10 protein-coding genes, 1 tRNA gene and 1 riboswitch are annotated in these 11,810 nt (G+C 44.6%); of the genes, 3 read left to right on the top strand and 8 right to left on the bottom strand.

The features are described 5' to 3' along the window. The coding region (locus E7204_RS03810; RefSeq protein WP_295181696.1) for an ATP-binding cassette domain-containing protein at positions 1-548 on the bottom strand (548 nt) is incomplete at its 3' end. A 297-nt stretch (positions 549-845) separates the two neighbouring features. Here E7204_RS03810 and E7204_RS03805 point away from each other — a divergent pair. After that, a complete protein-coding gene (locus tag E7204_RS03805) occupies positions 846-1,592 on the top strand; it encodes a DUF4198 domain-containing protein (protein WP_295181694.1) in 747 nt (248 codons plus the stop codon). A 177-nt stretch (positions 1,593-1,769) separates the two neighbouring features. On the opposite strand, the gene E7204_RS03800 is transcribed toward E7204_RS03805, so the two are convergent. The 6 genes from E7204_RS03800 to mfd all read right to left on the bottom strand — a co-directional run bounded on the left by E7204_RS03800 (position 1,770) and on the right by mfd (position 10,044). Next, on the bottom strand, positions 1,770-2,099 hold the full coding sequence (locus tag E7204_RS03800; protein WP_021841556.1) for a hypothetical protein: 330 nt from the start codon (positions 2,097-2,099) through the stop codon (positions 1,770-1,772). A 66-nt stretch (positions 2,100-2,165) separates the two neighbouring features. Further along, positions 2,166-3,338: a glycosyltransferase gene (locus E7204_RS03795; protein ID WP_295181691.1), complete on the bottom strand. Its 1,173-nt coding sequence runs from the start codon at positions 3,336-3,338 to the stop codon at positions 2,166-2,168. Positions 3,339-3,507: 169 nt separating this feature from the next. Beyond that, on the bottom strand, positions 3,508-3,810 hold the full coding sequence (locus tag E7204_RS03790) for an HU family DNA-binding protein (protein WP_006556485.1): 303 nt from the start codon (positions 3,808-3,810) through the stop codon (positions 3,508-3,510). Positions 3,811-3,881: 71 nt separating this feature from the next. Continuing rightward, positions 3,882-5,108: a nucleoside triphosphate pyrophosphohydrolase gene (gene mazG, locus E7204_RS03785; RefSeq protein ID WP_295181688.1), complete on the bottom strand. Its 1,227-nt coding sequence runs from the start codon at positions 5,106-5,108 to the stop codon at positions 3,882-3,884. 50 nt (positions 5,109-5,158) lie between these two features. Further along, positions 5,159-6,739: a polysaccharide biosynthesis protein gene (locus E7204_RS03780; protein ID WP_295181686.1), complete on the bottom strand. Its 1,581-nt coding sequence runs from the start codon at positions 6,737-6,739 to the stop codon at positions 5,159-5,161. 17 nt (positions 6,740-6,756) lie between these two features. After that, complete coding sequence (gene mfd / locus E7204_RS03775; protein ID WP_295181684.1) at positions 6,757-10,044, bottom strand: transcription-repair coupling factor; 3,288 nt, start codon at positions 10,042-10,044, stop codon at positions 6,757-6,759. 262 nt (positions 10,045-10,306) lie between these two features. Here mfd and E7204_RS03770 point away from each other — a divergent pair. Next, a tRNA-Leu gene (locus tag E7204_RS03770) sits at positions 10,307-10,391 on the top strand. 307 nt (positions 10,392-10,698) lie between these two features. After that, a riboswitch (cobalamin riboswitch) is annotated at positions 10,699-10,873 on the bottom strand. A gap of 217 nt (positions 10,874-11,090) precedes the next feature. Next, complete coding sequence (locus E7204_RS03765) at positions 11,091-11,267, top strand: hypothetical protein (protein ID WP_295181682.1); 177 nt, start codon at positions 11,091-11,093, stop codon at positions 11,265-11,267. Positions 11,268-11,718: 451 nt separating this feature from the next. On the opposite strand, the gene E7204_RS03760 is transcribed toward E7204_RS03765, so the two are convergent. Then, the coding region (locus E7204_RS03760; protein ID WP_295181698.1) for an IS3 family transposase at positions 11,719-11,810 on the bottom strand (92 nt) is incomplete at its 5' end.

The following is an 11,810-nucleotide window of genomic DNA, read 5'->3' as shown; positions in this document are numbered from 1 at the left end:
TCCAAATGGTTAGTCGGTTCGTCAAGAAGCAATAAATCACTGGGATATAACAGGGCCTGCCCCAACGCCAAACGCCGGCGCTGGCCGCCGCTTAGTTCTTTAGCGGGCCGCATCAAATCGGAGAAACCCAATTTAGTTAAAATCGTACGGGCCTGTTGCTCAACCTGCCAGCCCCCTTCCGTATCCATGCGGCTCAATAGTTTTAAATGCTCCGGGCTGCCCGGCTGCTGTTGGTCCATGCGTTCGTATTCACGGACTAATTTTAAAACCGGATGATCTGCTAAAAATATATTTTCCAATAAGGATGCGTCTTCGTCAAATTCCGGTGCTTGCGGCAAATAATAAACCGATGCCTTACCATTGCGCAAAATAGTGCCTTTTTCCGGCTCAATAAGCCCTGCCAGCATGCGCATGAAGGTTGACTTACCGGTGCCGTTAACGCCAATTAAACCGATGCGTTTATTATCGGTAAAGGTCATATTGGCATCTTCAAATAATCGCCGTGTGCCGTACGATTGACTTACGTCCTGTAATGTTAACACGTTCATAATCTATTCAATCCTTTTTCTTGATGATTGTTATCCATTTAAATTCATTTAATACGTTATTTTTATTATACCGCAAAGAAACGGCTTTACCAAACGGCTACTATACATTTCAAAACCACATGATTCCGTTCACAGCTTACTGCCGCTTATTTTAATCATGAAAAATAATAATGATAACCATTATTGACAAGCGGCTAATTATACGTCATGATGAGGATAATATGAATGTCATCTGCGTTTTAGTCATTCATAAAAGGTATTTTGGTATTTATTGGTTTTTGACAAGGAGTGTGTTCTATGATTCGTAGTAAATTGCTTAAAGCCACCGCCTCATTATGTGCCGCCGCTCTTTTAACTACCGCTGCGGTAAGTGTAGCCTCTGCTCACGGACTTTGGGTAGGTCCGCGTCTCGATCAATTACAACTTGTGCTCGGCGAAGGACCGGAAGATAATGCGTATCAGCCAAGCATGGTTAAATCTTTGACCGGCTATACGAAAGATTTTCAACCCGTAGCCATTCCACAGCAAAATTTTGCCGACCATGTGACCATTACGCCAAATGAAAACACAAGCGTAGCCGTTATTGTCTTCGATTACGGCTATTGGAGCGTAGATAGTCAGAAAAAGGTTCACAATGCGCCTATGAAAGATGTGCCGGGCGCTATTAAAGGAACCCATGCCATTAAGTACAGCATTAACTATCTGAATAAAGTGGGTACACCGAAAGCCATTCCGAATATTCCGTATCAAATCGTGCCGTTAGTTGACCCTACGCAACTTAATGTAGGCGATATTTTGCCGGTACAGGTGCTGCATGAAGGTCGTCCGATGCCGAATGTAGAAATTATTCCGGATTTAATTAATCATCACACGGTTGTTGAAAAAACGGATGTGGACGGCAAAGCGTACTTACCGGTTCGCAATGGCAGCGTGAATGTTATCGGCGTGGAACTCGCCTTCCCGTATCCGCAATCTGACGGTTTGGCTACGCAGGATAAAATCTTTACTAGCCTAAGCTTCACCCTCCATCCGCAAGAAGACTAATTTGATTCGCAAGAAGATTAATCTAACTTAATATTATTTTGCTTTTTCATTTTTCCCCTCCCAACTAAAAAGCTATCCATCATTGCAACACGTGCAATAATGGATAGCTTTTTCATTGCTTGGCATATATCATTCTGCAGCCTTTACCGGCCGGCATCGATTAAGTCAATCTTTTAATTAAAGGCTATCGTCATAACGAGCCATATTTTCTTGTCGAATATCTTTTAATACTGCAAGCAATTCGTCCGTATCTTCTACGCGAGCAAATAATTCACCAAAGTATTCAGAATCTTCTACTGTCACACTCCACTGAAACGAATCCATATCATCATATAGGTTAAAAATAATCGGTTCATTCAACGAAGTCGGCACACCGCCATCTTCATCGGTAATCGTGGCATAATCACCATCATCATCAATTTGATAGAACAATGTTTCCCGATCGTCAATCTCAACTAATTCAAAACCTAAATTCTCATAAAACGATTCCAGCGCGTCGCCGTCCATACGAATCCTCCTTTAATACAAAACCCCAATCCCCTTCGGGATGTTTAGTCCATTGTACAAAAAATTCTAAAGCTTCGCAAGAGAGTTTTTAACATCCCCAACAGACGTATTAACATCACCGACAGGCTTTTTGCGTTCATCTAACAAACACTGAACTGCTCTGACAATATTGGCTGCCCCATCCAGCTTCCAATGCAGTTCTTCCCTCGACATCTCATGTAATCGTTCCGGATTAGCCAATAAACCGGTTACTACAGCGTGTAAATTATGAATATCACGCACCCAACGGGCAAAACCCTGTTGTTCAAAAAAGGCGGCATTCCCTTCTTCTTGCCCAGGAATGGCGCTGAAGAAAACCATCGGTACGCCAACCGTAACGGCTTCCATACAGGTCAAACCACCCGGTTTGGTAACCAACATGGCCGCTTCCCGCATCAATTTGGCCACTTCCAGAGTATAGCCGTATATCGTCGTAGGAGTGCGCAAATTCTTGCGCATGCTCATAAGCCCTTCGTAAAGCTCCGCATTGCGTCCGGTAATAACAATAAGCTCATCAATACCGGATACTTCATCTAAATGCTGCAGCGCCGATTCCACGCAGCCCAATCCGAGACCACCGCCCATAATGAGGACCTTTACCGGATAGGCATGCTTATACTCGGTTAAACGATGCTCATAAAATGTACGGCGTACGGGAATACCCGTGATCGTAATTTTATCGGCCGGAATACCGGCTTTACATAATTCATCCACCATCGAAGTGGTGCCTACAAAATAGGCATCAATTTGTTTGTACACCCAGAATTGATGTACCTGAAAATCAGTAATTACCGCTACCAGGGGAACATCAATTAAATGCTGGCGTTTTAAAATACAAGCCGCCCCACAGGGAAAAGGATGAGTGAAGATAATAATATCCGGCTTTTCCCGATTAATCAGTTTTAACATACGACGCTTCAACATCCATGACAACGCCGTCTGCGCGGTGCTGCCTTTTTTATCCCCTTGCGACATGCGATAAATAACATCGTACATCATAGGGAATACGTCAATCATCTTAATATAAGTTTCTTTAATCAAGTTGTCAAAAGAAAAACTGTTCGTATTTAAAAAATCTACATGGGTAATAATGGCATCAGGATTCTTCTGTGCCCAATACTCTTCAATGGCTCGAGCTGCTTGCGTATGCCCTGTACCGATTGAAGCTGATACTATGAGTATTCTGTCTGGCTTGCTCATAAATGTCTCCTTCCCTGTTCTTCAATTATAACATATTTTTCGAATTAGAAACGGGAAAGAACTTGTTTTTTTGCATAAAAAAAGAGACCCCCTTATTTCCGATTGGCAATCGTAACAGCCGTCTTAACGACGCTGTCATCATGGGCGGTCTCTTCTAAAACCGGGCAAATTATTTTTTGCGAGGTTTAACTTTAGTTTGTACGTTTACTAATTCTTTTAACTGTTTACCGGCTTTGAATGCAGGGGATTTGGAAGCTGCAATTGTAATAGCTTTGCCAGTCTGTGGGTTACGGCCTTCACGAGCGGAACGTTCGCGAACTTCAAAAGTACCGAAACCGATAACTTGAACTTTTTCGCCTTTTGCTAATTCTTCAGCTACTGTGTCGAACACAGCTTTAACTGCTTTTTCAGCATCCTTTTTAGTTAATTCGGCTTTCTGAGCAACACTTGCGATTAATTCTGTTTTATTCATGACAGAACCTCCTTAAAAAATAGAATGTATCCATTCATTGTAACTTGTAAGAGTATATCACGCCTTACGAATCATTTCAATGAATGTTTTTGTTCAGACACTTTAGCCGATTCCCAAAATAAGTCCAATTCTTCTAATGAAAAGTCCTTCCACGATTTTCCACTGTCTTTAACACAGCGTTCTACATGGGCAAAACGTTGGCGGAACTTATTATTGGTGCGGTTTAGTGCATTTTCACCGCCTATTTTATACCATCTTAGAAGATTAATCAAGGAAAAAAGCACGTCCCCGCCCTCTAATTCTGCATTTTCATAGTCTTTTTGGGCAATGGCCTCCTTAAATTCAGCAATTTCTTCTTCAAATTTGGCCCACACCGGAGGCTCAGTATCCCAGTCAAAACCTACCTTCGCGGCCTTTTCTTGCAGTTTTTGCGCCCCCAATAAAGCAGGCAATCCCTTAGAGATGCCGCCAAGCAAAGTTTTTTTGTCATGACCCGGTTCTTGCGCCTTTAAAGCCTCCCAATTTAGCTGGGTTGTAGCTAATTCTTTCGATGTAGCCTTGGCAAACACATGGGGATGACGGCGAATCATTTTAGCCGTTATATCGTCAATAATATCTTGAACGGTAAAAAGCCCCTGTTCTTCCGCAAGACGGGCATGGAATATAATTTGCAACAAAACGTCGCCCAACTCTTCGCGAAGATTGGCCATATCTTGATTATCGATGGCTTCGAGGACTTCATATACTTCTTCCAAAAGATAACGGCGCAAGGTACTGTGCGTTTGCAAACGATCCCAAGGGCAACCGTCCGGTGCTCTTAAAGCCGCTACCACGTCAATCAACGGCTGTAAGGTAAATTCATACCCGTCTCCAGCTTCCGCCCCTTCCGGGCCCGTTAAATCGATTTTAGAGGCATTTCCTGAAGTCTCAACAGTATGTTCAGACGAACGACGCAGCAATACCCAAATCAGGGATTCCCCCATTTCCGCTTCCAGTTTGGTCATATAGGAGGCGCCGGCCGTGCTTAAATCACTCACCGGCAACCCTTTGCCGAGTGCATTATTTTCACTAAGCGCCACGCCATATAAATCAACTTGACTATTGGCGCCGAAACGTTTTTTCAAAACAGCACTAAGATTTGTCAACACTGTTTCACCATTTACTAAATCAGTGACTAACAAAGTGCCGGTTAAATCAAAGGGTGTTTCCTCAATTTGATCGGCACCCACGATAAACAGCCCCTGCGCCACATCTATATTCAATTCAGCCAACAATGGGCCGATATTTGCTGTACTCATACAATCTCCTTTTCTGCTTCCCTTTTCTATGCGCCATAACCGCTCTTTAATCAGTCCTTCTGAGAACGTTTTTTCAAACGCTTCCCGATGACCGGCATGGCCTGCCATTCATCGTCTTTAACGGCTTTTGTAATCAGAAGTCCCGCGCCGTAAATGACGATAGCCACTACAATAGCGCCAAAAACCGCAAAATTGCCACCCAGAAGCGGTTCAAGGAAGGAATAGGTCATAACGGTCGCACCGCCCATGGCAAACGCGGCTAACGAGATTTTACTCAATTCGAGCCACGGCACCTGATACTTAATATACCGGCGCACAAAAAGCATATTCAAAAAGGCCGCCAAACCAAAGTCGATATTCGTAGACCAAGCGGCCCCGTTAATCCCCCATTCCGGCAAAGCCGTCAAATACCAGCTGAGCGGAATTTTAATGAGTGTACTGATGAACAGATTCACCATAGGAATCGCCGTATGACCGAGACCTTGTAAAATCCCGGTACTCACTTGCTGCACGCCCAAGAGGAAGATACTGAGACTCATGACCGCTATGGGGCCACCCGCATTCGGTGTGGCATAGAGAAGCTCTGAAATCGGCGTAGCCAACACATAAAGCCCTACAAAGGCAGGCACCGTAATCAAGGTGGTTATTTTAAGCGCCACATGGCTGCGACTTTGAATTTCCCCCATGTCTTTTTTTGAAAAAGCCTCAGAAATGGCCGGCACCAGGCTGGCCGCCAAGGATGTAGTCAAAATAATCGGTAAGTTCACCAGCGAGGTGGCCATGCCCGTCAAATAGCCGAATAAGGTGGTCGCTTCGCGCACGGAATAGCCCGCATCAATGAGGCGTTGCGGTACAACGCCCAAATCAATGCCCGACACAATGGGCATCATAATATTGGCCATGGAAACGGGAATCGCTAAAACAAACAAGCGCTTCATGATTTGCCAGGAGCTTTCCGGAATGATGTCCGTCGCTTGCTCAGCCAATAATTTTCGCCGTAAATGACGTTGCCGGCGATAAAAATAGAGAAGCACCAATACGCCCCCTACAACGCCCGGAAAGGTAGCTAACGTGGCTCCCGCCGCCGCCATAGGTAATCCATAAGGCAAAAGGAACAAGGCAAAGCCTACCATACAGGCTACGCGCAAAGATTGTTCCACAACCTGCGATGCGCCGGTCGGCAGCATATCCTGAAACCCTTGGAAATAACCGCGCAAACAGCTCAATATGGTAACGACAACGATAGCCGGCGCCAAAGCCATGAGAGCAAAGCTACTGCGCGGATCTGTAAGCCATTCCGACTCAACCAACCATGGTACCGCCAGAAACAGGGCCACGCTGAAAAAAGCACCTAAGGCGAATAAAACCGTAGCGGATACTCTAAAGATTTTTGACGCACCGCGTACATCTTTATAGGCCAGTTTATCGGCAATCATAATCGATATGGCTACCGGTAAACCCGCTGTCGCCAAGCTCACAATAATCTGGTAAATGGGATAGGCCATCTGGTACAGCCCAATCCCTTCACCGCCTAAAATACGCGCCAACAGCACCTTGCTGAAAGCACCGATAATTTTCACAATTATGCCCGCTAAGGTAAGAATCATAGCCCCTTTTAAAAATCGATTCATACGGTTCCTCCTAAAGCTTACTGAGATTGTAAAGCAGGGTCACGTTTTTCCAATTCCCCCATCAAAACCTCAACTGTGGTCAATACGGAAGTACCCTCTTCAATCGGGCTGTAACGTAACACATTATTTTTATCTATTTTAACATGTTGCCAAACCTTTGTCGCCACTAAGCCGGGATCCCAGCCGGCCATTTTCTCAAGGTCCGCCCAGTGAATAATTAAAACGCCTTCACGGATAACCATACTCTTAATGCCGATGGCTCTGGCTCGTTCTTTAATGCGCGCCAATTTCAAAAGACGTTCCACCGGCGGCGTCGGCGAACCGAATCGGTCAATCAATTCATCGGTAAATTCGTCAAAGTCTTCCAGCTTGCGAATCTGCAACAAACGCTGATAAATGGTAATCTTCCGAGCCGTATCATTGATATAGGCTTCATCGATAAACGCATCGATGCCAAGGTCGATAACCGGATCCACGTCCACCGTTTTAGTAACTGTTTTATGCTGGGCTTTGGCAATCGCTTCTTCAAGCATAGAACAATACAGGGCAAAACCGACTGATGCGATATTACCGTGCTGCTGTGAACCCAGTAAGTTCCCGGCGCCGCGAATTTCAAGATCGCGCATGGCCAGTTTAAAACCGGCTCCCAGTTCGGTGAATTCTTCAATCGCTTTCAAACGTTTTTCCGCCGTTTCGCTGAGCATTTTATCAGGTCGATACAAGAAGTATGCATAGGCACGACGACGGGAACGACCTACACGGCCCCGCATCTGATATAACTGCGACAGCCCCAAACGATCCGCGTCGTACACGATAATCGTATTGGCATTCGGAATATCGAGGCCCGTTTCAATGATGCTGGTACAGAGCAATAAATCATAATGGCCTTCGTAAAAATCAACCATAATGGCTTCCATTTCACTACCGGCCATCTGACCGTGAGCAATGGCAAAACGCAGGTCCGGCATGGCCGCTTCCAAAAGTTCGCCCATGTGCTCAATGGAAGCTACCCGGTTATATACGAAATACACTTGGCCGCCGCGCTGAATTTCGCGACGAATCGCTTCGGCAATGAGCTTCATGTCATATTCCACTACATAGGTCTGCACCGGCAAACGGTCTTCCGGCGGCGTGTTAATGACACTCATTTCACGCACCCCCACGAGGGACATGTGGAGAGTTCGCGGAATCGGCGTAGCACTCAACGTCAGTACGTCAATATTATTGGCCCAGCTCTTCCACTTTTCCTTCTGCGCTACACCGAAACGTTGTTCTTCATCCACAACGAGGAGTCCCAAATCTTTAAAAGCCACTTTTTTATTTAAAAGCGCATGGGTTCCGATTAAAACATCCACCGATTTATCGGCAACCCGTTTAATAATATCGCGCTTTTCACCGGCGGAGCGGAAACGGTTCAATACTTCCACGCGTACCCCGAAGGCGCCCAAACGATCGGTAAAGGTCTGAAAATGTTGCTGCGCCAATACAGTTGTCGGTACTAAGACAGCTACCTGTTTACCGCTTTTTACCGCTTTAAAAATAGCGCGCATAGCCACTTCCGTTTTACCAAAACCAACATCACCGCAAAGCAGCCGGTCCATCGGATGCGGCAGTTCCATAGACGCTTTAATTTCCTGGGAGGCTTGCAATTGGTCTTCCGTTTCTTCATACGGAAAGGCCTCTTCAAATTCCATCTGGAACGTATCATCCGGTTCAAAGGCAAAACCGTCTACAACCTCACGCTGCGCATAGAGTTCGACCAGCTTTTCTGCCAAATCATCAATGGATTTTTGCGCCTTTTGACGAACTTTGCCCCACTCACGGCCGCCCATCTTATGAATTTTAGGCACATCACCTTCATTGCCGATATATTTCTGTAATTGGTCTAAATTGTCGGCCGGCAAGAACAACTTGTCCGTACCCGCATAGGCAATTTCAATGTAGTCCTTGTGAATGCCTTCTGTTTCAATCGTTTTGAGGCCCACATACTTCCCAATACCGTGCAAAGCATGGACTACATAATCGCCCGGCGTTAAGTCGGTAAAGTAAGTAATCTCCTGCCCTTTTGGCACTTTCTTACGAAGCTTGCGCTTCTGTTGACCGAAAATATTGCCTTCCGTAACTACAACTAAATTGCAGAGCGGCAACTCAAAACCTTCCGATAAAAGTCCGCTTACAATGAGAACAGCCTCTTTAGTTGCTTTCAATTCGTCGCTCACTTCATAGGCAATATTTGCTTCACTGAGGGCTCTTTCTAAACCTTCCCGACGCTGCAAATTATTCATAACAAGCACCACTTGACGCCCCTGGGTGAGCCACACGTCGATCTCATCGATTAAGAGCGGCATTTGCCGTTCAAAGGACATCATGGACTTGCTCTGAAGGCCAATGCTGTCAAAACCGGCCAAACCGGACACGCGCTGCTGCAGGAAGTTAAAAGCAATTTCACTTTTTACCGCATTGGTGCTCATCAGTTCCGACCATGTAAAGTGCTGTTGACGATGCACGGCGTCTTCTTTTAAAAAGCCTTTTAAGGCATCTTGCAAACGATTCGGTTCATCGTACAAAAGCAGGGCATTTTTGCCATAACTCAATAAAGAGCCTTCTTCCGATGTATCGTTCAAGTGAAACGGCATAACCGTCATATGTTTAACGGATTCGATGGAGCGTTGCGTATCGATGGCAAAGGTACGAATAGTATCGATTTCATCGTCAAAAAACTCAACACGGTACGGATTATCGCTGTTTACCGGGAATACGTCGATAATATCGCCGCGCACGCTAAAATGACCACGTTGTTCCACCTGGTCTGTTCGTTCATAGCCTAACGTTACCAATTTCTCGAGCATAATTTCACGCTCAACAATGTCGCCTGTAGCTAAATGTATAACGCTTTCTTTTAATTCTTCCGGCGTCAAAATACGCTGCGTTGCCTCATCAATTGTAGCGATAACTACAACCGGTTCATCGTGTAATAAGGCCCCTAAGGCACGCATCTGCAGCCCCTGATTTTCCAGGCTGCGCGCCGCCGTAATGAATGTGACTTTTTCCGTAATCGGAAAAGGCATGACTTCCACGTCCGGCAAAAAGAATGTCAAATCGCGTTCCCATTGTTCTTTGTGGTTCTTATCATGCACCAATACAATGGTAGGCCGCTGCTCGTTGGCCTTCATGGCCGTGCTGTAAATAAACGGCTTTTGAGAGCCTCCAAGCCCCGATATTACATGCTTTTCCTTTTTATTAAAAAGTCCTTCCGCCTCTTTATAGGCAGGGTATTTATATAATAATTCCTGTAATGTTTCCATTGGGTTTTCTATTACCTTCTTCTTTTTACGCTCATATAGCAACGACAAAACGGGCTTTAGCTACGCCAAAGCCCCTTGTAATTACAAAGTATATGTTTAGTGTACCATAGGAGTCATTCAACATCAATACGCAAAGGGGGTTATTAGGCCCCTTACATCAGCAAAATTATTAATATTGAACATTGTATTCTCCTTTAGTCTTTTGCTATTTTTTATTTATCTATTGACGATATGGCTCCTGATATGATAATATATCTTTGTTGCGGGAGTGGCGGAATTGGCAGACGCACCAGACTTAGGATCTGGCGCCTTCGGGCGTGGGGGTTCAAGTCCCTTCTCCCGCACCAGCTAAGAATTTTAAGCCCTTTGGGGCTTTTTTTATTGCCTAAAATTTGAATTATAGTGTTTAAAAAGGTCAAAGGCTCTACAAAATACCCATCACAGTATTTTGTAGAGCCTTTGATTAGGAGATGATGAAAATGTACGCCCATACATTATCATGACAATATATTAACACTTGCGTGATAATACCAAATATCCATAGCCATGACCGGTACGGGTGTCACATGCATCATCGAATTAGCCAATAAAAAAGCCTTTTCCGACGCATGCGAAAAAGGATATATGATTCTCCTCCCTATCGCTCGTAGGTCAAATGGTGAATGATGAATAGGCAGTTCTCCTGACTTAGCTTCACCGCTCCTCTCGCCTTCCCAGTGTTACCCAGTGACTTAAATGAGATTCGCTCAGCCTTACAGTGACGGGATCGTGTCGGACTTGCACCGACTTCTCTATTATGCATTTCTGCACCTATTCCCAACTATGTATTTTATTTATTTGATACTTTCTATACACGTATAGTAACATGATTTTTATACATTGTCAATAAACAATTGTTATATTTTCTCAATATTTTTCAAGCAATCCAAAACTTGCGGAAAAGTGCGTATTTACTACATTATATCAGTTTTTGTCGAATTAAAAGGCTGTCTAAAAGACTCTAATTACTTCTATCTTATGTGTGATATACTCAATCATAAAAAACATTGACCATTGAAGAAGATTCTTTTTTAACAGATGCAGCTGTGGTAAGCCGTATGGCCACGGCTTATGAAAAGACATGGTCTGCGGAGAATACAGAAAAGAAGTTAGAAACGCTGTTACCTCATAAATTAGGTGGATGCGTCTGGTGGCTCGCTGCCTTGGCCGATAGAATGGGCTAGATTTTGAAAAGGCAGTTGTGGATTTTATTGAGGAGAAAGAAAAGGAGTTGCGGTGATGAGTGGTTAATGGTAGAGGCATAGAGGGCTAGAGAAAGAAAGCTCGATCGATTTAGTGGCTCGCCGCATTGCTTCGCTCGCTGCGTTTATTCTTATTTAGTAACGCTGAGCACGTACTGGCTCAATCAGCGACTTCCTATGTGTTCGACAGCTGTGGATTCTTCTTCGAAGAATCTTACGCTGCGAACTAAACGATTCACACAAGTTTGCGCGTCGTTTCACTCCTTCAAACTTGGTTCTCTGTTTATCCCACGCCGCTATTGTACCTTGACCATACTGCACACCTCTACAATGTTGGCTGGAATCTGGCCTGATGAGGCACGTAGTGACTCATCAGTAAAATAAAAGACGGCCATACCTTTTGATCTGCACCCATTTTCTTGGACAGAAGTAATTAAGCAACTTTTTGGGAATGGGTCCGGTATTCTACCGGACTCATTCCTTTTAATTTAAGTTTGATACGTTTAGTATTGTAATAGTCTATGT

The sequence above is a fragment of the Veillonella sp. genome, assembly GCF_015058545.1.
Taxonomy (GTDB): Bacteria; Bacillota; Negativicutes; order Veillonellales; family Veillonellaceae; genus Veillonella_A.
Note: the sequence above shows the minus strand (reverse complement) of the source record. Positions and strands in the feature narration are given on the sequence as shown.

What these genes read in the sequence shown, in the direction of transcription:
- E7204_RS03805 (WP_295181694.1), top strand. Translation starts at nt 846, where the DNA reads ATGATTCGTAGTAAATTGCTTAAAGCCACCGCCTCATTATGTGCCGCC.
- E7204_RS03800 (WP_021841556.1), bottom strand. Translation starts at nt 2,099, where the DNA reads ATGGACGGCGACGCGCTGGAATCGTTTTATGAGAATTTAGGTTTTGAA.
- E7204_RS03795 (WP_295181691.1), bottom strand. Translation starts at nt 3,338, where the DNA reads ATGAGCAAGCCAGACAGAATACTCATAGTATCAGCTTCAATCGGTACA.
- E7204_RS03790 (WP_006556485.1), bottom strand. Translation starts at nt 3,810, where the DNA reads ATGAATAAAACAGAATTAATCGCAAGTGTTGCTCAGAAAGCCGAATTA.
- mazG (WP_295181688.1), bottom strand. Translation starts at nt 5,108, where the DNA reads ATGAGTACAGCAAATATCGGCCCATTGTTGGCTGAATTGAATATAGAT.
- E7204_RS03780 (WP_295181686.1), bottom strand. Translation starts at nt 6,739, where the DNA reads ATGAATCGATTTTTAAAAGGGGCTATGATTCTTACCTTAGCGGGCATA.
- mfd (WP_295181684.1), bottom strand. Translation starts at nt 10,044, where the DNA reads ATGGAAACATTACAGGAATTATTATATAAATACCCTGCCTATAAAGAG.